Origin of the sequence: Dictyobacter kobayashii (assembly GCF_003967555.1) — a bacterium.
Lineage (GTDB): Bacteria > Chloroflexota > Ktedonobacteria > Ktedonobacterales > Ktedonobacteraceae > Dictyobacter > Dictyobacter kobayashii.
The window spans coordinates 1,133,530-1,155,418 of sequence record NZ_BIFS01000001.1; the positions used below are offsets into that span (position 1 = coordinate 1,133,530).

Genomic DNA, 21,889 nt, shown 5'->3' on the forward strand with positions numbered 1-21,889 from the left:
TCCCATTCCACCCCAAAAAGGTTACCAGTATACTCCATGCCCCACAACCCGACTTGAAGAGAGATGCTAATCAGATACATCCAGGAAAACTTACGTAACGGTTTCTCACGTATCTAACGTGTAAAAACCAAAGGGAAAAATTTTACGGACTTGAAAGGATGCGCAACTATGGGAGCTACAAAAACGTGGCAATTTGTTCTCTACATTCTTTTCTATCTTTGCCTGGGTATGGGATTACTCTGGGAGGCCTTTTCCCAAAAACCATCTGCACTTATCTTCATTATCCTCCTATTAGGAGGTTGTGCGAATCTTCTTTTACTTGTCATCACAGTCCTCTTGCTTTTTATCCATCTCAAAAAATCTCCCAATTCGCAGCAGACCTTATAAGGTGGCTTTATCCTTTTTAACATTGGATCATACTACCAATTATAGTGACCCAACACAAAAGACTGGATTGCATGGTGCGCAATCCAGTCTTTTGTGTTGGGTCAGGAGTAAGATCCGAGCTAGCGATCCTGGTGGAAATTGAACATCTCCATTAGATTGCCTATCGCTGGTCCATTGGTTGGCTTATATGGGTTACGATCGCTCATACGCGGATTGGGCAGGTTATCGAGGCTGCGCGACGATAGCGGGTGTAGACGCCAGTTGGTCTCGATAAACTTCAGCAGTGACACGTGGTCATTGTAGGTGTGATCCACATACCCACGCTTTGCATAGGGTGAGACCAGCATAAGCGGAATACGCGGGCCATCACCAAAGAAGGTAAGTGGCTGGATATAACCGGAATCATAGTAACCACCGCCCTCGTCGAAGGTAATGAAAATGGCGGTATCTTTGAATAGTTTCGGATTGCTCTGTACCTCAGTCACAATATCCTTGGAATAGTTCTCGAATATCGACAGTGAGGAGGAGGCAGGATGCCCATCGTGTATCTCATCGGGTTTGATGAACGAGACGGCAGGCAGTGTGTTGTTGGTAACATCCTTCTGGAACTGTGTGAAGTCCTGCAGGTTGTTTTTCAACTTTGTTGTCATGATCGAGGTTGCATACTGGAATGGGTCACAGATGCCGCAGAAATATGGGCTGGGTGTTTTCCCATCGTTCATACCCTGGCCATAATATTTCCAGGTCACATTACGAGCTGACAACTCATCGCCAATGGTTGGGAATTGTTGAGGTGGCACGATATAAGGTGTGCCACTGGAAAGCTGACCCGAGGGTGTATATCCGGGCAGGTAGTTGTTCAACAGATAGTAGGCACCCGGCGCGCAGTCACCGTTGCGGAATGGTGCATACGGCAACGAATGGATGTAACGCTGGACGGGTCCGACGCCTGGTTGGCTACGATCAGAACAATTACTGTAGCTCCCACCCGAGTAACCATCCTGTGTATAGTTGTTATTGGTACCTGGCTTAGGATTAGGATTCTCAATCTGATTGCTAGGAGGAACCGTTGGTTGCCCCTGTGCGTTCTGGTAGTAGGCGGCATCACCAGTACCCAGCATGATATGGTTCGCGCCAGTACCACCCATTACAGCCTGGTGATAGTTGTCGCTACTGGAATAAGTATCAGCTAGCTGCTTGAAATAAGGAGCATCGCCGGTACTCATGTTGTAATAACCCATCGAGAGTGCGCCCTGGTAGATCGGCTTGGGCGGATTCGCGCCATTATCGTCGCCAGCGGTCTGGTGTACCCAGGTGTACAGATCAGCCTTGCCACCATCCTGCTGCTGCCACATCTGGTAGAAACGGTGGATAGGGTCGCCAACATATGAATTCAGATAGGGCACATATTTCGTGATCTGATAGGGCCCGTTGGGTAGATTAGCAGGGAAACGTGCATCGGGAACGTTTTGCGGCTGCCCCTGTGCATAGGTCGTATTTGGCTGTGGTAAGGTATTGTATGCGCCCGTTTTCTTAGGTTTGAGGTTGTACGTCTTTGTATCGGTTGCAGTCTTCTGCTCCGCCTTTGAGACGTTTGGCCCCAGGTTGCCGGATGGGGTTACGATGCCCTCAGATAACAGATTATTCACCGATTGACCATGAACTGGTTGATATGTCCCAAAGACATTATCATAGGTGTGGTTCTCGCCAATAATGACGATGACATGTTTGATCGGAGTGGTTGTATCGCCGGATTCGTCTCTAACGAGCACGCCACGAGCAATATCAGGCTGATTGGGAGCTGCCAGTGCGGCCTGTGGCAAAGAGCTACCAAACAAGCCAATAAGGGCCAGCAAGGAAGCTATCCAGACTTTGCCGTTCAGCTTTAACATACAAATAGTCTCCTCTCGTTATATGTGAACACAAAAATCGCATTAGCATGTGGGCATCTGAAAAAGAGTAACATAAGATTTTTAAGATTAGAATATGGTTTTGTTAAATAAATATTATTTTGATATTGTAGATTTTTTCATTATATAATAGACACAAAATACTTTAGTTTCTTTAATTTTCGCACTTATGCTGCGAAACAGCTCTCAGTACACGCATAAGCACAATGGTGAGCGTTACCAGCACGGACTTTATCTCATCCTTTACATGGGAATAGTATTTAGGGCAGCAAAAGTTCTACAAGCCAGACAATATTTTATACTTGTCCATGCCTCTCCAAAAAAGGTATAATATCAGGGTGAAGTAGCAAGTCCAGGAGAAACAATGTCAGAAAAGGCATGCAGACTATAAGCAATCCTCTCACCAGAAAAATGCTGCGCTGATGCTATATTAGATTAAGATGTTGCTGTTAGGATATTTACCGCTTCTAAAAGAAGGATAAAATGACATGGCATCACAAGCCAAAAAGATTACCTATACTGATATTACCGAGAGCCAGCAAGCTAAAGATATTTCTTACCAGCAGTCGCTAGAAGAAAAGGCACTCCTCGCAGCAATTGTTGATTCTTCCGATGATGCAATCATTAGCAAAACACTCGATAGCATTATTATGACCTGGAATCATGCGGCGGAAGAAATGTTCGGCTACACAGCAGCAGAAGCCATTGGAAAACCAATTACCATGATCGTGCCTCCTGAATTACAGCATGAAGAAGTGGAAATTATTAAGAAACTTAAAGCCGGTATTCGCATCCGACACTATGAAACTATAAGAGTTCGAAAAGACAAAAAACGCATTGATGTTTCTTTGAGTATTTCTCCGATCAAAGATAGTGAAGGACGAATTATTGGGGGGGCAAAAATTGCGCGTGACATTAGCGAACAAAAAGCCGAAGAGAGACGCAAGGATGAGTTTATCAGCATGGCCAGCCACGAACTGAAAACCCCCATCACCAGTTTAAAAGGCTTTACGCAAGTGTTGCTACGCCGTTTTAAACAGCAGGATGATGAAAATACGGTACACCTGTTATCACGTATGAATTGGCAACTCGATAAGATTACCAAACGCATTAATGAAATGCTAGATGTCTCGGTGATGGAAAATGGACATCTCGAATATCATAAAGAATTATTTGCGCTGGACACACTTGTGCAAGAAGTAGTGGAGGCGGTACAAGAGACGACGCAAACCCACCAGATAATGATAGAGAACCAGGTACCTGTACAGGTCTTTGCGGATAAAGACCGAATTGAACAAGTTATGATGAATTTGCTCACTAACGCGATCAAGTATTCTCCACAAGTAGATCGCGTGCTTGTACGTGTCGAAACCGATACAACAGGGGAAAATGCCATCATCCAGGTACAGGATTTCGGCTCCGGCATTGCCAGGGTTCATCAACGGAAAATTTTTCAACGCTTTTATCGTGTCAGTGAGCAAAAAAAACAAACCTCGTCAGGATTAGGCATTGGCCTCTATATCTGCGATGAAATCATGAAGCGGCATGGAGGACAAATCAAAGTAAAAAGCGAGCATGGAAAAGGTTCTACATTCACAGTTATACTTCCCTGTCAGGATGATAATTAACAGAAAAACTTATGAATATATTCTTGCATACTTATTTTAGTCTGATTTAGTCGGCGATAGTGAGTTGTTGTACGGTTTCTAGTAGTTCATCGATATCGAAAGGCTTGGCGAGGAAACCATCCGCTCCGCATTCCTGCGCCACCTGTGCAGCCTCAGGATGGGCGGAAATCATCAGGATCGGCATGCTCCGTGTGGCCTGGTGGGCTTTTAGCTGCCTGGTTATACTGGCTCCGTCAACACCAGACATGAGAAAGTCAAGGACGAGTAGGGCGGGGTGCTGCTCACCTAACAGCGGCATGAGCTTTGCGGGGTCAACGGCTGTCTGCACAATATAACCTTCACTCTCAAGGGTGAACTCTACTGCATCTAAGATATCGGGATCGTCATCGACTACTAGAATAGAAGTGCCCATATATGCTCCTTAATAAATAGCGCATGATTTGCTTTGATGATTGTATTTAAACAGGAATAGTTCAACAATTTATTTATCTTTATGGCTGGTCGGTAAGCTGAATGAAAAAGTTGATCCTTCTCCTTGCACACTTTCCACCCAGATTTTTCCACCCAGTTGCGTAATGATTTGCTGGCAGATGTAGAGCCCGACTCCAAGGCCAGGGTAAGTCTGGACGTTTGGCTCTGTCACTTGATAGAAGCGATCAAAGAGTCTGGCATGATAGCGTGGCTCGATACCAATACCAAAATCTTGTACGCTGATCGTCACATGATCAGCCTGCTCCTTGACAGCGACCATGATCGGGCTCCCATCAGGAGAGTATTTAACGGCGTTTGTAAGCAAGTTGGTCAGAACCTGGCTGACACGGTCGCGATCCCCTACTACAACGGCAGAGGTGTCGCCCTGAAATGTAATGGTTCGATCTGGAGTTATCATGCGGAAGGTATTGACTACTTCAGCCTCTAGCTCTGCAATCACAAATGGCTGTTGCTCAATAAGGAGTTTTCCCGCATATATTCTACTGACATCGAGTAGCTCTTTTACCAGGCGGGTAAGTTTCTCAATCTGTGCATCAACGCGCTGCAATGGAACAGTAACATCCCGCTGCCCTTCCTTCTCAAAGCGCTTGCTAAGCCCTTGCACAAATAATTTCATGCTGGTCAGAGGAGTTTTAAGCTCGTGGGCAGCCATCGAAATAAAATCATCTTTGCGCAGTTCGACCCGCTTACGCTCGGTGATATCAACATGCGCTACCACTACGCCACCACCATCTCCTTTGAGCGGAGTAACCTGTAGCAAAAACCACAGATTGTCTTGTGGTGTAAAACAAGGATATTCAAGAGAAAAGAAGGGCCTTTCGCCACACATGACCTGTTGAATGCCGCGCAGTGCTTGCGGTGCCTCCTCGGATTGTTCTCCCCTGGACTGCTCCAATACACGAAGATAATTCTGTCCCGCAAAAGTGTTTTGCTCGCTAGATGATGACTGTTCAAGAGCAAAGCGTTTCCAGGCCTCATTGACCTCTACAATTACACCCTCTTTATCGAGAACAGCCACATGCGCACTTAACGAATTGAGTACAGCCTGGGTAAGAGCCTGGTTTCGCATGGAGTCGGTTTCCGCAGTTTTGCGAGCACTGATATCTTCAATAGCTAATAAAATGTAATCCTGATAGTTTTCCTGGTGTTTAATCTGCCGGGCATTTAAAAGCATGGTTCGCGTACCAATGGAGGGAAAATTATGTGTGACCTCAAAATCCTCGAATGGATTGTGCTCGGGTAGGATCCGTTCAAGTAATTCACGCAGGGCAGGGATATTCCATTGCCTGTTACCCAGGTCATAGAGCAGTTTCCCTTCCGTCTCAGCTGGCTGTACTTGAAATGTACGATAAAAGGCTTCATTGGCCGCGAGCACATGCATAGTTCCATCCAGGATCACCAGTGCCTCACGAATGGTCTCGACAATACTCGTCAAATATTCGTTGGTTTCCTGTAACTGGATGGTACGCTCGTGAACACGTTGCTCCAATTGATGCTTCTCGTGCTGTAGCTGATCTTCAGCTTCCTTACGCTCAGTGATATCAAGTTGGTTGCCAAAGAAGTGTGTGACCGTTCCATGCTCATCGGTAATAGGAGAAATCAGCAGATCGTTCCAGAAAAACGTGCCATCTTTGCGATAATTCTTGATTTGTACATGGAGAGATTCGCCCGCCTGTATAGCATGCTTCAGTTGAAAACGAGCCTCTTGCTCGCGATCTTGTCCTTGTAGAAAACGACAATTGCGACCAATAATTTCATCTTTGCTATAACCCGTCAGATTGAGAAAGGCCTGGTTAACATAAATGATTGGGTCGTCAGGCTGTTGATGATCAGTAATAATGATACCGTTGCGCGCACTATCGATAGCACGATGCATCAGTCTAACATTTTCTTCAAGGATATTGGTTTGAGAATTAGCTCCAGTGAGATTGATTATATCCTCTCTAGAAAGAGAACCTCCCTGCCACTCTGGTACTTCGTGCATCTATGTCTTCCTTTTTATGCCCTCTACTGGCAGAGAAGACTCCACAGGGAGGGAAAATCGCCCATTAATTAAAACCAGGATACCTCTAATACGATTGGCATAGATAAGTAGATGTGCGGATATAAGAAGGCAGGCAGAAGGTACTGTATGAGAAACATGGCAACCTTTTATCATTTATTTGCCTGCCAGCAGCAGACGAATATATGCCACCCAATGGGAAGCCTGCACGCTCCTTAGATTTCCGCTTTAAACTACTGATGTAAATTATTCTTGTGATACCCTCTTTACCACACAATGATCAATAGAGACTGTCGCTATGCTTTTGAATTCTCGTTTGTTTTTAACATCACAAATAATTGTCTGGCATCAACGCCCAATAACATTATTAGTAGAAAAAAATATCAAATACCACTTAAGTATATGCTATTTTTATATGCCTTGATGACCTGTTAGATTCATCAATACACATTTTAGCACTCTAACTATCAAACATTTTATACTATTATTTACCACTTAAAATAATTTTTAGTTACTTTTTATGATCATTGTAATTTTATATATTAGATAAGGCTTACCGTGCTCACTGATGCTCTGACAGATGCATTGAGTACGTGATCTGTCTTTGATAGGTGACGGGAAGCAGAAGTTAAAGATTCGTTTAAGGCTTGATCTTATTCAATCATTTCACGCTATTCTTTAATCTACCAATTTATAAATAGTCTTAGTTAGAAAAATAAAGGCATAGTATGTTACAAAAGTACTTACTAAGAATTTCTGTGTGATATTCGTTGCTTTTCTCTGTTTGTAGTGCTAAGATAATTCTTGTACAGATTGAGAGGCTATGTTATGAGTAATCGAATATAGAAATACTCCTAGCCTTAAGTGTTGGCAATGACCAGCCAAAGTTCATAATAAGGGGTAAGTATTTGTCCTTCACTATCTGCTTTTGTTAATCCAGGCACCACAACAGGAAAATAGTAAACAACACAACCTTCTCTTTATTCCCAAATTAACAACACCTGACCTGTCCCAATTAATCGATACAATCGCATATATAAAACAACACAGCGTTGCGCGACAACCATTTTACTGTTTGGAATATACGCAAAACGATTTAGATAAAAAAACTACGGCGGTAATCTTTCTTTGCTGAGTTTTTCTTCGAGAGGCCGGAGTCATAAGCATGACGGCTAAACACCAGTGGAACTTTGGGAAAACGGTTCCCTATGGGCTTCTTCCATCTCGCGCCTGGGAACCGGTCCTCTTTCAACATGGGCATGCCTCCCTTTCGCCGGTTTTAGCGCATCTCCCAACCCCCAGAGGAGAGATGGCGAAAGGTCTCCCTTTTCTTGTGTTTTCCAAAGTTCTATGCTATCCTTACATTTGGGATCACTCTAAAAATTTGTAACGAAGGAAGTTTTTATGAAGAGAGCTGACTTGATTCTCCATCCAGTCAGGATGCGCGTGATTCTGGCTTTAAACAACCAAACACTCACGCCCAAACAACTGGCCGCTGAGTTGAAAGATGTGGCTCCGGCGACCCTCTATCATCATCTCAACCTGCTCACCGAGGCCGGGATCATAAGGATCGTTGAAGAGCGTCTTGTCCGTGGCACCTTACACGAAAAGGTCTATACGCTCTCGGAAGCCTCAGAACTCCTGAGTCCTGATGAAATCGCTCATGCCTCGAAAGACGAGTTGCAGCAAGGCTTTCTCGCCTTTGTCTCGAAGCTCATTGGTGACCACGCTCGTTACCTCGATCTCAAAGAAGACAGCCATTATACGGATGCCGGATATCACCAGAACACCGTCTACATGAGCGCTGAAGAGTTTGTCCAATTTAGTCGTGAGATCAACGCTGCCCTGTTGCCCTGGCTCAAGCAAGAACCTGCTCCTGGTCGAAGCCGATATTTGCTAACCACCATTCTCCTTCCCGAGTTGGAAAGGGAAAGGTCCGAAAACGACGAGAACGACCCCGTCAGCATCTCTTGAATGAGAGAAATGAGGTAATATCATGTTCGGTTTCTCCTGGTCTGAATTTGCCATCATATACGGCGCAGCGTTGTTCGGCGTCGTCTGCGTCACCCCCTACACGCTGGAACTGGGCCGCGATACGCTCAGAAAGGCCCAGGAGCGGATGCGCCGGCCACTGTGGGTGCTCGGGCTGCTCCAGGGGCGCAGAACGCCGTCCTGATGGCAGTGGCGACCGGCCTGGGGTTGCTCATCGCGCATCATCTCGGCCTGGGCGCCCCGTTGCTTGAGGGCCTGCTTGCAGGCAAAGCGGTCACGGCGCAGGCGCAGGCGATCATCGTGCCTGCCCTGATCCTGGGAGGGGTTCCCACCGTGCTCCTCTTGCTCCTGGAGATCACGGTCTTCTGGCCGCGCCTGCCGCAGGCTATGCGCACCGCGTTTCCAATTCCTGCCCTCTGGAAACGCTTCCTGGCGTGCTTCTATGGCGGCATCGCGGAGGAGTTGCTGTGTCGCCTGTTTTTGCTTTCGTTGCTGGCCTGGCTCATCGGCCTGGTCTGGCATGTGTCTGATGGGCGACCGGCGCTGGGAGCCTTCTGGGTTGCCAATATCCTCGCTGCGGTGATCTTTGGCCTCGCGCACCTGCCGACGACTGCCGCGCTGGTTAAGCTGACTCCCATGCTGGTCATACGTGCTATCCTCCTCAATGGCATTCTTGGCATCGCCTTCGGTTACCTCTTCTGGCAGTATGGCCTTGAGGCGGCGATGCTGGCCCATTTCACTGCTGATCTCGTGCTGCACATCATTGGAGACTCCATTGCGAAACAGATCCGTGCGGTGGAGGCAAGAGCGCAGGGGTAACACCACGAAAGAAACTGACGTGTTTCAAAAGGAGCCAGCATGAACCCGCTCATCGTTCTTCCAATCATTTGTACCTTGTTGGCAGCCAGTTTTTGGCTTTGGATGGCCTGGGATTTAGGGGGAAATACTCGTTTGTCGAGCACCGAAAAGACGTACTGGATTGCGGCCTTTTTGTTTCTGAATATCTTTGCCGCCGTTTTCTACTATGTCTATGAATATCGCACGAGGCGGTAACATTCGCACACATCACCAGGGCACGCCGGAGGAGGTAGCTTTTCGGTAGATGATGGGTGAAAGACAGGATGATCTCACATCACTTCGTTTCGCGACCTTTCGTTGCGCATCCCAGAGAAAAAGGGAAACACAAGATGCTTGAAACAGCGCCAAACATACCAGAACGCCTCACGGAGCGGCCCAACTGGGGCCATGTCGGAGCGTTTCTCGGCCTCACCTTCGGGTTAACCTGGCTGCTTGACCTGATCATCTACATGCATGGTGGCCTGGGCACACCAGGAAGCCTGGGCGTCGTGCAAGTGCAAATGCTCTGCCCGGCATTCAGCGCGATCGTGCTTCAGAGGTTCTTTTTTCGGATCAGTCCACTCCATCAGAAACGGCCTGTCGGGCGGGAGCGGTGGTTTTACTCCTTCTTCCTCCTGTTCGCTGTCATCTCTGTATTGGCCATCCTGGGAACGTATCTGGGTCCGGTCCAGGGGAGAGCGGGGCTGGTCGCCGCCGTCGTTCCTGAAGGGCTCGCTGTGGTGGGCCTGCTCCTGCTCCTGATACTCCGCCGTGTGGCAGGTCGCGAGGCGATGAGCCGAGTTGGACTGTCCTGGGGAAAGTGGCAAGATTGGCTGCGCTTTGCCCCGGCCATCGTGGCGTTTTACGTGCTGCAAGTAGCGCTGAATGCCCTCTTTGGCTTGGGTCCGGTCCATCCGTCGCTTGTAGCCATCCCTCCAAAAATCAGCCCCACTCCGTTCGTGATTCTGATCGGGGTGGAAGCAATTCTGGTCGCGCCGATCCTGGCGCTCGTCATTGCTTTTGGCGAAGAGTACGGCTGGCGGGGATATCTGCAAAGCGAGCTGCTGAAGATGGGGCGGGTGCGCGGTGTGCTGCTGGTGGGCGTGATCTGGGGAGCCTGGCACTGGCCGCTCATTCTCATGGGCTTCAGTTATCCAAACTATCCACTACTCGGTCTGCTGCTGACTGTGCTCTTCACGATGGGTTTTGCGATCGTTCTCGGTACTGCCGTGCTCAGATCAGGGAGTGTTCTGCTCGCAGCCTATCTGCATGCCCTCAACGACCAGACGACAGGTTTCATCGTCTTTCTGGGCTACAAGCCGTTCAACCCCGCTTTTTTCCTTTGGGGTCGGTATCTATGGCATAGCAACCCTGGCGCTGATCACGCTTCTCCTCCTGCGTACCCCTGTCTGGCGAGGCAGGGGCAGTTCCCTGGCCTCTCCCTCGTCGGGAGGGGATCAGGTGAAGTGAAAAGCGTCTCTGTGTGTTTGGTGTGTCTGTCGAGCATTCCTCGATCAGATTCAGTGGAGGAGAAAGGAACTTGCCTACGGCCTGGAGAACACAAATATGGCGAGAAAAAACTGTCGTGCCCCAGCCTCGGCAGAGCAAACGCTGACGTGCCTGCGGACTCATTGCGACTATTGTGGTCACCCGATAGTAGTGGCGTACCGCACGCAACGAACCATTACTACATTGCAGGGCAATTGTCGGCTCATTCTGCGTGTGCGTCGGTGTCACAATCCAGCCTGCGAGTGGTATCATCGCGCTTTTCGGCCTGAAGAGGAGGGAAAATGGGCCTTACCGCACGGGGAGTTCGGTCTGGATGTGATTGCCCTGGTGGGGTCGCTGCGCTATACCGCTCATCAGAGTGTTCCCGAAATCCACCAGGCTCTCTGTGGCCGAGGTGTGCCGATAGCTGAGCGAACAGTCACCCACCTGCTCCAGCGCTACGAGGAATTGGTGGCACTTCATCTGACTGATCAGGCTCGTTTACGCGACCGGCTCAAAGAGCAGGGGCAGGTGATCCTGGCACTTGATGGGTTACAACCAGATGTGGGCCACGAAGTTCTCTGGGTTGTGCGAGATTGTCTCTCTGGAGAGGTGCTACTCGCTCGGAGTCTGTTAAGTGCATGCGAAGCCGATCTGGCAAATCTGCTGCGTGAGGTGAAGCAAATGCTTGACGGCATCCCTATTCGGGGAGTGGTCTCGGATGGGCAACATTCCATTCGCAATGCGGTTCAAACAGTATTACCGGACATGCCACATCAGTTGTGCCACTTCCATTATCTGCGCGAAGCAGCCAAGCTAGTCTATGAAGCAGATCGGCACGCCAAGAAAGAACTGAAAAAGCATGTTCGTGGCGTCCGTCCGATTGAACGAGCCGTCGAAAAACGCAATGACGTAGAGGCTGAGGCTATCTGCGGCTATTGCCTGGCGGTGCGCAGTGCCTTGACCGATGATGGCCGACTACCGTTAGGGGCTCCAGGGCTCAAGCTCTATGAACGGATTACTGCCATTGCGACTTCGCTCACGCGGGTCTCTAAAAAGGGGGCTTGCCGCGTGAGCTCGAACGCATGCGCGCGTTTTTGACGAAAGGACTCACCGAAACCGCCGCCCTGTGGCCTGATGTCGAACAAGGCTATGCCTGGGTGCATCGGGCGGCGCATTTGCTCTCCAACGATGACAACCTGTCGGCTTCAGAGATACGCCAGACCTACGGAACACTCCTGGCAGAAATGGAGCAGACGCCGACCTCCTCTGAACCTCTCGCTACCATGCTCTCCACCTTTCGCAAAGTGACGGCGAGCTATTGGCCTGGTCTCTTTCATTGCTACAACCAGCCTGATCTCCCGCGTACCAACAACGAGTTAGAGCAGTATTTTGGTTCGGCGCGCTATCATGAACGACGAGCAACCGGGCGAAAACAGGCGTCGCCCGGTGTTGTCGTCCGTGGAGCGGTTCGAGTCGTGGCCTCTGTCGCCTCTCGTCTGCATACCTTTTCTGGAGCAACTTTCCCCATCTAGCCTCACTCGATGGCGTGCTTTACGGAGCGAGCTGAATCAGCGGCAAGAGGCTCGATGTATGCAACGTCGCTTCCGCGCTTCTCCTGAAAGCTACCTCGCAGCCCTTGAAGATAAGCTCAGCAAAGAAAGATTACCGCCGTAGAAAAAAAGGAGAAAGGAGAGCGGCAATTCCTTCCCAATTGCGAAATGGCAAGGGGGATATAAGCTATATTGTCGGGAAGAGAAATGCACCAAACATACAATCTGAATCTAGAAGCAGTCCTATCTGTCCTGATGCGTCGTCAACTCTCAGGAACGCTCTCTGCCAATGTCCCAAAAGGAAAGGGAGTAAGAGAACCATTTCGTATTGAGATGGCAATCGACCATGGGCGTATTCAGTCATGTGATATAAAAGGCGCTCAAAAATATTTACGGGGGGATGAGGCATTGAAGACGATTGCTCAGTTGGGTGTGCTACCCTGGCTCTTCGAACCGGCCGCCACTAATGTCAAGGCCGGTGTCATGACGAGCCGATTTGGAATTGGTCGCCCCAATCAAACGAACGGTAAAAAACAAACGTTGAGAACGTCAGCGATGAAAACGCCGACCAAACCGCGCCGGAATCCAGGCGATCCCAACGCCGACATCGTGAACGCCGGTTGACTACACGCCGGTGGGCAAATCGCCGGCGGCATGTCGTGCTGTGTCTGACAAGGTTGAGGGGGTTCGGCTCTCTGTTCGGCGCTCCTTCATGCGGTAACTGCTCCCATTGATGGCGATGACCTCTGCATGATGCAGGAGCCGGTCAAGCAAAGCCGTCGCCAGTACCTCATCCCCCAGTAACGCTCCCCAGCCAGTAAAGCTGGTATTGGACGTCAGGATAATGGAGCCGTGCTCATAGCGGGCTGCCACCAACTCAAAGAAGTGATGAGCCTGTTCGGCGGTGAGCCTGGTGTAGCCCACCTCATCAATGATGAGCAAACTGGGCGCAATGTAGCGCCGCAGGCGCTGACGCATGAGACCAGGATGCGAGGCACTCTCCAGGGACTGAGCCAGTTCCGCCAGCGTCGTAAACAGGACGCTGTGTCCCTCTGCCAGTGCCCGATTGGCTAGAGCCAGGCTCAAATGCGTCTTGCCCGTTCCCGGAGGGCCGAGAAAGATCACATTGGTGCAGGTCCGCACAAAGGACAGATCGGCCAACTCCCGGATGCGCCGCTCGGAGAGCGAGGGTTGGAACGAAAAATCGAAACCCTCCACCGTTTTTTTGCTGGGAATGCGTGCAGCCTTGAGACGGCGAGCTGTGGCTTTTTGCTCGCGGCCATCCAGCTCTGCGCCCAAGGCTCGCTCCACCATGGTTTCATACGTCCATTGTTCTCGCCGGGCCGTTTCCAGTAACTGGGGTAACGCCGTTTGCAGGTGGGTCAAGTTCAGTTGCTTGTACGCGGTGATTGACTTCATGCTCCCACCTCCGCTCCGGCCGACACGCCACAATACTGGTCATACTCGGCCAGGGCCCGGCTTTGCACCTGTGGTGCCTGCTGTTGGTGGCCTAAGGGTGCTCCTGCTCGTCGGATCGCCGAGGCTGAGGGAATACCCGTCCATTGCTCTGGATGCGGCACACTCTCTTGTGAGCGAGGACGCTTCTCGATGGCGAACACCTCTTGGCCCTGCGACCAAACCGTGAGCACACCCTTGCGTTCACGAACCTGCACTGTGGTTCCGGCCAGATGCAGCGTGCCTGGCAACCCGTAGAGCACGCCATCGTAGGAGACATAGCCATCCCAGGTGACTTTGCGTTCTTCGGTGGCAAAGCGCTCCCAGGCAAAGGCTTGAGGCAAGGGCTGGAGCTTCTCCACCTCCAAACGATCGACCGGGCGAGCATGAGTCGTGCGGTGCACGCGGGAATTGATGCGCTCACACCAGCGATGGGCCTGGCGATTGAGATCATCGAGATCGGTGAAAGTCACCCCGGCCCAAAAGCTCTGCTTCACATAACTCACGGTGCGCTCGACCTTGCCTTTCGTCTGTGGGGTGTAAGGCTTGCAGACGCGGGCGGTGACCCCAATGGAGACCATGAAGTCAGCAAAGCGAGGATTCCAACGAGGTTTGTTCTCCTGCATTTCGAGCAACACGCTTTTCATGCGGTCAGTCAGCGCAGACCGGGTCAGGCCTCCGAAGTATTCAAACGCCTCCATCAAGCAGCGAATGAGCGTTGGAGTATCGCAGCGCTTCACAAAGGTCACAAAGCGCATGCGCGAATAGCCCAACACCGCGGTAAAGCCATAGAATTTATGGATGATGCCTTCCTGTTCATACGTGAACTCGCCCCAATCAAATTGGACCTGGTGGCCTGGCTCGGTTTCATAGCGTTGCACGGGCGCATGTCCTGCCACCACCGGCGGAGGGATGGACGAACTCCTTCAAGATGCTGATCCCGCCGGTGTACCCCATCGGCTGTAATCGTGCGTAGATCACTTCACAATTGATGCAATGATCTTCCATCACCCAACGCGTAATCTGTTCTTTGAATGGATCAAGCTTTGAAGGCCGAGGCGGGCGTGGTTTCGGGATCACCGCTTCTGGATGGGCAAGATATTTGCGCACAGTGGTCCGCGAAATCTCCAATTTCTGGGCAATTTCCTGAACCGTCTTCCCTTGTTGATGTAAATCGTGTATTGTATTCACGGTCTGACTCCTGAGCATGTCGGTCTCCTGAGGTTGTGTTTTTGATTTTCCTCAGAATACCGCCTTCTTGGGGGTCGGTCAATTCTATTCCGGCTCGAGTATACACCGTCTTTAATACTAACACCCAATCGCATCAATCAATCTCAACAATGTCTCCAGCTAACCCACCAGCTATGCCACCAGTTCCATGGTCACCCTATAGTGGATCGGGTATTCAACAACAATTCTCACCAGCACGCCCGGTTAATAATCCTACCTGGATACCAGGAAAAGTGGACATACTTTCATCAACCGATCTCTCGCGACTGCCGCGACCACATTTTCAGGTGTATGCCAATGTAGATGGGAAACGCTCAGTAGCGGAGATAGCTTATCTGCTGAGAACCACACCAGATAGGATCGAGAACATCTTACGCGATTTGGTTTCGTGGGGCCTGGTAAGGCCTGTTTGATCTGGATTCAAACTCAGATATGTATTTACGGCAAAAAACATTGCATGGGTTCAAGCCTCGGGTTTTCCATGAGATAAGTTAAAGATAGGAGGATAAGACATGTACAGCAAACATCCTCCAGAGAGGATAAACGGACATAAATTATGCAAGGTAATTTCGACAGGAGTATAGTACAACAGGATGTAGGTTTCTGGAGACGTATCGCGAACTGGTGGTATGGAATTTCGACACCACCAGAACCAGGTGGTGCGGCACCATATGAAGAGCGTGAGGTTATACGGCGCTCACGTCTGGCCAGCATCATTATCCTGATCGTGTTTATCGGCAATTTTCCATCCCTACCAGCGGCTATCATTGGTCCAAACAAAATTTTACTTCCGATCCTGGGAATACAACTCATCGCGACCATAGTGGCCTTTTTTCTGAATAAGCGTGGACATGTTAATTGGGCAGGTGCCCTGGTGGTCTTCTTTCTGGCCATTGGCATGATGGCCAACGTGGCAACTAATCCTGGAGGCATTACAGTACAGGTTGTACCCCTCTTTGCGATTCTCGTTATTCCAGAAATTCTGGCCGCCGCTATGCTCCCAGCGTACTGGGTATTTATTATGGCTCTCATCAATATTGTATTTAGCTTTTATGCCATTACTTATATGCATGCTCCCAACCTTTCACAACAGGACCTTCAATTTGCTTATTCCAATGGTGGAGCGCTGACAGCAACCGTCCAAGTAATTGTAGCTGGCGTTTCGTTCCTCTGGAATCTCAGCCTTGGTAGAGCATTGCGCGAGAAAGACCAGGCCGAGGAGATCGCACGGCTGGAGAGCGATCTCTCTGAGCAGTCGATGCAGATTATGCGCGAAAAAGAACAATTGGAACAGAGCATTGAACTGATTATTCAGACTCAATCACGTGTTGCCAATGGAGACCTGAATGCCCGCGTGCCACTGACACAGGATAATGTGCTGTGGTCGGTAGGTGGCGCTTTGAATAATATGATTTCACGCCTGCAACGCACGCGCGCGACAGAAAAAGAGTTAGAAGTAACCCGCAACAGTGCAGCAACCTTGATCAATTTGATCCGCGCTCGCAAGGCTGGTATGCCAGGTCCCCAATATAATCGCACAGGCACTGTTATCGATGCCATTACGATGGAAGTGTTCTCACCCAATGAACAACGCCGGGCCATCGATGAACAGTCAGCACAAAAAAATTACTAGATCTGCCGTAAATAACGATACTTATCATATTTACAACAGATCTGCTCATGAAAGGATATATAAAGAAAATATATGAAAGCAATACGTATTCAAGAACGTGGTGCTATCGATGTGATGAAAGTTACGGAGATTGAGCGGCCTCAACCCGCCCAGGGCCAGGTTTTGATCAAGGTAGCTGTGGCTGGCATCAATTATGCAGATATTGGTCAGCGTACAGGTGCTTATCCTTATTTGATGCCACTACCACTGACGCTGGGCTTCGAGGCGGCTGGCGTAATTGAAGAGGTGGGCGCGGGTGTCTCAGAATTGAGCCTGGGCACACGTGTGGTCTCGCTCGTCGATGGTGGCTATGCTGAATATGCGCTGGCCAACGCCACCGATATCATAGTGCTACCAGAAGCTGTCAGCTTTGCCGAAGCCGTCATGATCCCAGTACAGGGACAGACAGCATACCTGGCATTGCAAGCAGCTCGCCTGCACCAGGGCGATCAGGTCCTGGTCCACTCAGCGGCGGGAGGAGTTGGTTCAATCGCCATTCAACTGGCAAAATTGTTAGGTGCCAGCACAGTGATTGGTACCACTACCAGTGCTGAAAAAGTTGAGTACATTCGTTCCCTGGGAGCCGATGTAGTAATCAACACGAAAGATGCATCCTGGGTAGAGCAGGTGTTACAGGCGACTGGAGGTCGAGGAGTTGATGTCCTGCTCGAAACGATCGGTGGTGAGATCGGACAACAGAGCCTGGGATGTATTGCTCCCTTTGGTCGCATGATGGTATATGGAACGTTAACTGGAGCACCGACGCTCTTCGCAGCACAGGCGCTAACCGGCAAGTGCATCAGTGTCATTGGTTATAACACCAATATACAGAGCCTGGCAGATCAGATGCACGCCAGCCATGAACTGCTCAAGTACATCAGCTCTAAGCAGCTTCATGTGATCCATGACTCCGCGTTTCCGCTGGACAGGGCTGTTGAGGCTCACCAGGCTATCCAGGCTGGAAAAACACGCGGAAAAGTCATCTTGACTAACTAAACGGATAGTCATATTTTTGGCGTTCGTTTTGTCGTCCATGGTGCGAGGGATCAATTTGGATCTCTCACACCATCAAAGGCGTCAGGTACCTTATATCTGAAAGTTCTATTATTTTTTATCTTTTCTTTATCAAAGAAAGGGATATTCTTGTGAGTACACAAACGACTGGCGCAGAGTCGTTACAGGGAAATGAAGCCCAGAACTTGCAGTCGGGACCAACCAAACCCGTCAAATTGCCCTTCCAGCTACTCCTTTCACTGGCTAATACAGTGGTCTGGCTATCGATTATTCCACTGCAACAGCTGTTATTACCAAATCAGGTCGCAGCGATTGACCCAAAGAATAAAGTAGCTATGCTCTCGCTGGTCTTATCACTGTCCGGTATCACATCTGTAATTGCCCAGCCTCTGGCGGGTGCCTTCAGCGATCGAACCACCTCGCGCTTTGGCCGCCGCCGCCCCTGGATTCTGGCAGGCCTGATGCTGACAGTCATCTCCATGGTCTTGCTGGCTAATGCCCATAGTATCATCGCCCTGGTTATCTTATTTTCCATCTTTGGCCTGGTAATGGGCATGATTCTTTCGCCATTGCTGGCCATTATCCCAGACATGGTACCAGTCAAACAACGTGCTGTGGTCTCGGCTTTTGTCGGCTTAGCCCAGCCGCTGGGTATTCTGATTGGTATTATTTTGATCGCCCAGGTCATTAAATCCACTCAGACCTCCTACTACGTTATCGCTGGTATTCTGACAGTCGTGCTCGCCATATTCTTACTGGTAACACGCGAAGAGCCACTAGCAAAAGACGCTCTACCTCCATTCTCATGGAAAGAGTTCTTCACGAGCTTCTTCAGTCCTCTCAAATCAGCTGACTATCGTTACACCTGGATCGCCCGCTTCCTGGTGATCCTGGCGCAAACAGTGCTGGTCGAGTTTATCCTTTATTATCTACAAGATGTAATCCACTATGATAGACTCTTCCCCGGCCAGACAGCTGATCAGGGTGTTGCGATGTTCCAGGGTATCGAGACCCTTGCTCTGATCGTGTCAACTATTGTATCTGGTATCATTTCTGATAAGCTCCAGCGCCGCAAACCTTTCGTGATCGCGGCCAGCCTGATCATGACGGTGGCACTATTTTTGATTGCCTTTGTGCCTAGCTGGCCAGTCGTACTGGCGGTAGCCGTTATCTTTGGCATTGGCTTCGGTACCTACCTCTCGTCAGATATCGCTCTGGCCACCCAGGTCTTACCTAAAGCACAAAGCCAGGGTAAAGATCTAGGCTTGATCACAGCAGCCAATATTCTGCCCGAGTTGTTATTTCCATTGATTGCCGCGATTGCTTTTAGCCTCTTTAATGGCTATCCAGCAGCATTTGCGATTGCTGGCATTGCAACCTTGCTTGGCGCAGTGATTATTATCCCAATCAAAAGCGTGCGCTAAAAAACTCTCCTTCCGGGCACTTCCAGGCTATAAATATAGTACTGGAAGTGCCTCATTTTTTGTTTTTGAACTGTATCTAATCTTCAATATGAACAGTAATATAGGCAAATTTAACTAAAAAAAGGAAGACATTCCACATTTTTTTTGTTATAACTAGAGTAGAAAACGTTATCTTTTTTTCCCCGGGAGATCCAAGCATGCATGATGAGCACAAAAAAGTAGCTTATGGAAAGTTTGAAACAGCCACACAGGGCAATTTACAAGCGGTGAGGGTAGAGAAACCAGCTGCCTCTAAGTCCATTACTCATCCGCCAGGACAGGTGGCACCGGCTATCAACAAATGGGCAGTCCTTATATTGGCCGCTTCAAGCGGTTTTTTGACGACCTTAGATAGTTCTATTGTAAATATTGGCCTGCCTGCCATCTCAAATACCTTCCATGTGGGGTTAGTGGGGCCATTGAGTGGATTATTATTGGTTACCTGGTTGTGATTGCAGCCGTTTTATTAACCTTTGGCCGCCTGGCTGATATGATCGGACGTAAACCGATCTTTTTAACGGGCCTGGCAGTTTTTATTGCCGGTTCAGCTTTATGTGGTATGGCACCCTCGCTCCTCATACTGATCATGGCTCGTATCTTCCAGGGCATCGGTGGCGCAATGATCTTCGCGGTCAATATTGCCATGATTACCAGCGCATTTCCTAGCAACGAACGAGGACTGGCACTGGGTTTAAATGCTGTTGTGGTATCCCTGGGCGTCAGCGCGGGCCAACTATTGGGGGACTGATCACTCAATATTTGACCTGGCGTTGGATCTTCTATGTCAACGTTCCTCTAGGCCTGATAGTGCTGGCGGCTGGTTTTTATGTCTATCACGAGTTGCGGCCAGCCAAAGGACAGAGCGGTCGCTTTGATCCACTGGGTGCGATCTTGCTGGCAATTGGTTTTGCCTCGCTAACCCTGGGACTCTCCTTTGGAGAAGAGTGGGGCTGGTTGTCGACAGGATTGCTCAGTGCGGTCGCTATTGGTGTAATAGCGCTGGCCACAGCAGTCTATGTAGAGAGCCGCATGTCTCATCCCATTTTAGACCTGAACTTGATCCGCAATCGTACATTTGCTTTTGCGAATATAACGTTCATGCTCTGCATGATGGCCCTGTTTGCGCCCGGTTTTCTGATGCCGTTTTACTTTGAACAACTGCGCCACTTTTCCACCGAGCAGACCGGACTGTTATTGACACCATTGCCGCTCACGATGGCAGTTCTGGCACCTTTAAGTGGGGCTCTGGCCGATCATATCGGCTCGCGCTGGCTCTCTCCTATTGGACTGGCTATAGCTTGCTTTGGACTCTACCTGCTTTCTGATGTCGGTGCTCAAAGTACGATCTGGGATATCGTCTGGCGCTTGCTTGTTATTGGTATTGGACAGGGCATTTTCCAATCACCTAACACACGAACGATGATGGGAGCTGCTCCGCGCAATGCGCAGGGTGAAGCTTCTGGCCTGCTGGCCACGGGACGCGTCATTGGCCAGGCATTAAGCGTGGCCTTAATCGGTACCATCTTCGCTAGCTTCGGCGGCTCAGTGGCAGGAAATGTGCTGGCCAACCAGACACATCCACTGTCTACGGCAAAAGTTAGCGCGCTGCAGCAAGTGTTTATGAGCGGCTTCCATGCGGCTCTGATGGGCTGCGCCGTCTTTGCGGCCCTGGGTATCTTTACCGCCCTGGCACGCGGTAAAGGCACGGCTGCTGAGGCAGCTAAATAAGTCATAATGCCAGCTTGTTGATACGAGCTGGCACATTCTTTATCTTCTCTGTATAAATCCCGGAAAAGATTTTTATCGCTCATCTTATTTATCAACCCCACAGGAATGGCAGTGGCCTTGCAAACAGCTCTACTTGCAGCCAACAATCTCTTTAATCCGCTAATCTGTAGCCAAAAATGTTGTCTTTTGAGTGAAAGTAGGCTATACTCTAAGGGTCTTACAGTTGCTCTCGCGAACCATGTCCTCATACAAAACGGCGTTCTGAGTCAATTCTTCCAATGAGCGCTGCGATATTACTGGCATTCGCGTATTCTAAGTGGCAAGCTGTAATCAGCGTTTTGCCAATGCCGCTCGCTCGCGGCCAGCTCCGCCACCTCTCAGTAGTTGCAAGCTGATCAGTCATTGAGGGACGTACCTGCTATTCAAGCGGTAACGCTCACTCGATCGAAGGAGATTAGATTCCTTTGCATGGAAGCGTCATTGTGTAAACACACAGCGAATGTGTATTTTCGACGAATTCCAGCGTGCGTTTATTTCCACTTGCTAAGGCACTTTTCTGCTGAATGTTCAATCGTTTGACCATCGAAAATGCAGCATATTGAACATTCTGTTTAATCTCAATTTAGCGCTCTGCCACGGGCTACAACATAGTAACCCATTACAGGGATGTTTACACAGCTACTGTACTTATAGATGGGCGCAACCGCCTGGATGGCGGCTACAACACAATGTAAACCCTTTAATGGGATTTTCAGCGGAGGTATCTCACCATGAAAAATCGTTACTATGTCCAACCTTTGACCGAGCAGGTCTACTTGATCCGTGAACGCACATCAACCAGTGGTGGCCCTGGCCCCAATGATCCTATCGTACGTTCTTTTAGCGTGCGTCATGATGCATATATGTACGCAGGTAAGATGAATACCGGGGCAGTCGAACCACAGACATCGACAGAAAAGAATCGTTCATAAAAGAGAGCTGTACAATATCAATCTTTAATTATTTCCCTCGGTCAAATAGGTAATCTCACCTTTACGA

General features: G+C 49.5%; 19 protein-coding genes and 2 pseudogenes. 14 read left to right on the top strand and 7 right to left on the bottom strand.

The genetic code is table 11. The annotated features are described in order from the left end of the window. Positions 1-506 precede the first annotated feature (506 nt). Positions 507-2,279 carry an alkaline phosphatase family protein gene (locus EL645_RS05080; RefSeq protein WP_126549014.1) on the bottom strand — a complete coding sequence of 591 codons (1,773 nt, stop codon included), beginning with the start codon at positions 2,277-2,279 and terminating at the stop codon, positions 507-509. Between the two features lie 506 nt (positions 2,280-2,785). Between EL645_RS05080 and EL645_RS05085 the strand changes: the two genes are divergently transcribed. After that, on the top strand, positions 2,786-3,925 hold the full coding sequence (locus EL645_RS05085) for a sensor histidine kinase (RefSeq protein ID WP_126549015.1): 1,140 nt from the start codon (positions 2,786-2,788) through the stop codon (positions 3,923-3,925). Positions 3,926-3,971: 46 nt separating this feature from the next. Here the strand turns inward: EL645_RS05085 and EL645_RS05090 are convergent, their stop codons facing one another. Together EL645_RS05090 and EL645_RS05095 are read right to left on the bottom strand one after the other, a co-directional pair. Further along, the gene (locus EL645_RS05090; protein ID WP_126549016.1) at positions 3,972-4,337 is read right to left on the bottom strand and encodes a response regulator; all 366 of its coding nucleotides are present in this window, start codon (positions 4,335-4,337) and stop codon (positions 3,972-3,974) included. Between the two features lie 69 nt (positions 4,338-4,406). Beyond that, positions 4,407-6,401 (bottom strand): PAS domain S-box protein, encoded by a 1,995-nt coding sequence (locus EL645_RS05095; RefSeq protein ID WP_126549017.1) that lies wholly within the window; start codon positions 6,399-6,401, stop codon positions 4,407-4,409. A gap of 1,422 nt (positions 6,402-7,823) precedes the next feature. Here EL645_RS05095 and EL645_RS05100 point away from each other — a divergent pair. From EL645_RS05100 to EL645_RS05110, 3 genes are all read left to right on the top strand, one after another. After that, positions 7,824-8,393 (top strand): helix-turn-helix domain-containing protein, encoded by a 570-nt coding sequence (locus tag EL645_RS05100; RefSeq protein ID WP_126549018.1) that lies wholly within the window; start codon positions 7,824-7,826, stop codon positions 8,391-8,393. Between the two features lie 159 nt (positions 8,394-8,552). Then, positions 8,553-9,230 carry a CPBP family glutamic-type intramembrane protease gene (locus EL645_RS05105; RefSeq protein WP_126549019.1) on the top strand — a complete coding sequence of 226 codons (678 nt, stop codon included), beginning with the start codon at positions 8,553-8,555 and terminating at the stop codon, positions 9,228-9,230. Positions 9,231-9,269: 39 nt separating this feature from the next. Beyond that, positions 9,270-9,464 (top strand): hypothetical protein, encoded by a 195-nt coding sequence (locus EL645_RS05110; protein WP_126549020.1) that lies wholly within the window; start codon positions 9,270-9,272, stop codon positions 9,462-9,464. 224 nt (positions 9,465-9,688) lie between these two features. On the opposite strand, the gene EL645_RS39955 is transcribed toward EL645_RS05110, so the two are convergent. Beyond that, a complete protein-coding gene (locus tag EL645_RS39955; protein WP_170207701.1) occupies positions 9,689-10,372 on the bottom strand; it encodes a hypothetical protein in 684 nt (227 codons plus the stop codon). Between EL645_RS39955 and EL645_RS45290 the strand changes: the two genes are divergently transcribed. From EL645_RS45290 to EL645_RS05125, 3 genes and pseudogenes are all read left to right on the top strand, one after another. After that, positions 10,262-11,026 carry a CPBP family intramembrane glutamic endopeptidase gene (locus EL645_RS45290; protein ID WP_371865723.1) on the top strand — a complete coding sequence of 255 codons (765 nt, stop codon included), beginning with the start codon at positions 10,262-10,264 and terminating at the stop codon, positions 11,024-11,026. The genes EL645_RS39955 and EL645_RS45290 overlap by 111 nt on opposite strands. Then, positions 10,908-12,413: pseudogene (locus EL645_RS05120) on the top strand (transposase). Before EL645_RS45290 ends, EL645_RS05120 begins: the two are co-directional and overlap by 119 nt. Before the next feature lie 83 nt (positions 12,414-12,496). Next, positions 12,497-12,913 carry a hypothetical protein gene (locus EL645_RS05125; RefSeq protein ID WP_126549021.1) on the top strand — a complete coding sequence of 139 codons (417 nt, stop codon included), beginning with the start codon at positions 12,497-12,499 and terminating at the stop codon, positions 12,911-12,913. Here the strand turns inward: EL645_RS05125 and istB are convergent, their stop codons facing one another. From istB to EL645_RS05140, 3 genes are read right to left on the bottom strand one after another with little or no spacing between them, the layout of a single operon-like run. Beyond that, positions 12,914-13,708 (bottom strand): IS21-like element helper ATPase IstB, encoded by a 795-nt coding sequence (gene istB / locus EL645_RS05130; protein WP_126548540.1) that lies wholly within the window; start codon positions 13,706-13,708, stop codon positions 12,914-12,916. Further along, complete coding sequence (istA, locus tag EL645_RS05135) at positions 13,705-14,625, bottom strand: IS21 family transposase (protein WP_161977128.1); 921 nt, start codon at positions 14,623-14,625, stop codon at positions 13,705-13,707. Before istA ends, istB begins: the two co-directional genes overlap by 4 nt. After that, on the bottom strand, positions 14,612-14,953 hold the full coding sequence (locus EL645_RS05140) for a helix-turn-helix domain-containing protein (RefSeq protein ID WP_126549023.1): 342 nt from the start codon (positions 14,951-14,953) through the stop codon (positions 14,612-14,614). The genes istA and EL645_RS05140 overlap by 14 nt, the downstream gene beginning before the upstream one ends. Positions 14,954-15,084: 131 nt before the next feature. Here EL645_RS05140 and EL645_RS05145 point away from each other — a divergent pair, with 131 nt between their 5' ends. The 7 genes and pseudogenes from EL645_RS05145 (at position 15,085) to EL645_RS05180 (ending at position 21,822) form a co-directional block, all read left to right on the top strand. Next, positions 15,085-15,387 carry a hypothetical protein gene (locus EL645_RS05145; protein WP_136625167.1) on the top strand — a complete coding sequence of 101 codons (303 nt, stop codon included), beginning with the start codon at positions 15,085-15,087 and terminating at the stop codon, positions 15,385-15,387. A gap of 143 nt (positions 15,388-15,530) precedes the next feature. After that, positions 15,531-16,607, top strand: a complete 1,077-nt coding sequence (locus tag EL645_RS05150; RefSeq protein ID WP_126549025.1) for a methyl-accepting chemotaxis protein — start codon at positions 15,531-15,533, stop codon at positions 16,605-16,607. 72 nt (positions 16,608-16,679) lie between these two features. Next, positions 16,680-17,642: a quinone oxidoreductase family protein gene (locus EL645_RS05155; protein WP_126549026.1), complete on the top strand. Its 963-nt coding sequence runs from the start codon at positions 16,680-16,682 to the stop codon at positions 17,640-17,642. A 149-nt stretch (positions 17,643-17,791) separates the two neighbouring features. Beyond that, positions 17,792-19,084 carry an MFS transporter gene (locus EL645_RS05160; protein WP_126549027.1) on the top strand — a complete coding sequence of 431 codons (1,293 nt, stop codon included), beginning with the start codon at positions 17,792-17,794 and terminating at the stop codon, positions 19,082-19,084. Between the two features lie 197 nt (positions 19,085-19,281). Then, complete coding sequence (locus tag EL645_RS05165) at positions 19,282-19,575, top strand: hypothetical protein (protein WP_126549028.1); 294 nt, start codon at positions 19,282-19,284, stop codon at positions 19,573-19,575. Further along, positions 19,572-20,851, top strand: a pseudogene (locus tag EL645_RS05175) (MFS transporter). Before EL645_RS05165 ends, EL645_RS05175 begins: the two are co-directional and overlap by 4 nt. 770 nt (positions 20,852-21,621) lie before the next feature. Then, positions 21,622-21,822 (top strand): hypothetical protein, encoded by a 201-nt coding sequence (locus tag EL645_RS05180; protein ID WP_126549031.1) that lies wholly within the window; start codon positions 21,622-21,624, stop codon positions 21,820-21,822. Positions 21,823-21,889: the final 67 nt, after the last annotated feature.

What these genes read in the sequence shown, in the direction of transcription:
- EL645_RS05165 (WP_126549028.1), top strand. Translation starts at nt 19,282, where the DNA reads ATGCATGATGAGCACAAAAAAGTAGCTTATGGAAAGTTTGAAACAGCC.
- EL645_RS05080 (WP_126549014.1), bottom strand. Translation starts at nt 2,279, where the DNA reads ATGTTAAAGCTGAACGGCAAAGTCTGGATAGCTTCCTTGCTGGCCCTT.
- EL645_RS05100 (WP_126549018.1), top strand. Translation starts at nt 7,824, where the DNA reads ATGAAGAGAGCTGACTTGATTCTCCATCCAGTCAGGATGCGCGTGATT.
- EL645_RS05095 (WP_126549017.1), bottom strand. Translation starts at nt 6,401, where the DNA reads ATGCACGAAGTACCAGAGTGGCAGGGAGGTTCTCTTTCTAGAGAGGAT.
- istB (WP_126548540.1), bottom strand. Translation starts at nt 13,708, where the DNA reads ATGAAGTCAATCACCGCGTACAAGCAACTGAACTTGACCCACCTGCAA.
- EL645_RS05090 (WP_126549016.1), bottom strand. Translation starts at nt 4,337, where the DNA reads ATGGGCACTTCTATTCTAGTAGTCGATGACGATCCCGATATCTTAGAT.
- EL645_RS05085 (WP_126549015.1), top strand. Translation starts at nt 2,786, where the DNA reads ATGGCATCACAAGCCAAAAAGATTACCTATACTGATATTACCGAGAGC.
- EL645_RS05110 (WP_126549020.1), top strand. Translation starts at nt 9,270, where the DNA reads ATGAACCCGCTCATCGTTCTTCCAATCATTTGTACCTTGTTGGCAGCC.
- EL645_RS05125 (WP_126549021.1), top strand. Translation starts at nt 12,497, where the DNA reads ATGCACCAAACATACAATCTGAATCTAGAAGCAGTCCTATCTGTCCTG.
- EL645_RS05180 (WP_126549031.1), top strand. Translation starts at nt 21,622, where the DNA reads ATGAAAAATCGTTACTATGTCCAACCTTTGACCGAGCAGGTCTACTTG.
- EL645_RS05155 (WP_126549026.1), top strand. Translation starts at nt 16,680, where the DNA reads ATGAAAGCAATACGTATTCAAGAACGTGGTGCTATCGATGTGATGAAA.
- EL645_RS05150 (WP_126549025.1), top strand. Translation starts at nt 15,531, where the DNA reads ATGCAAGGTAATTTCGACAGGAGTATAGTACAACAGGATGTAGGTTTC.
- EL645_RS05145 (WP_136625167.1), top strand. Translation starts at nt 15,085, where the DNA reads ATGTCTCCAGCTAACCCACCAGCTATGCCACCAGTTCCATGGTCACCC.
- EL645_RS05140 (WP_126549023.1), bottom strand. Translation starts at nt 14,953, where the DNA reads ATGCTCAGGAGTCAGACCGTGAATACAATACACGATTTACATCAACAA.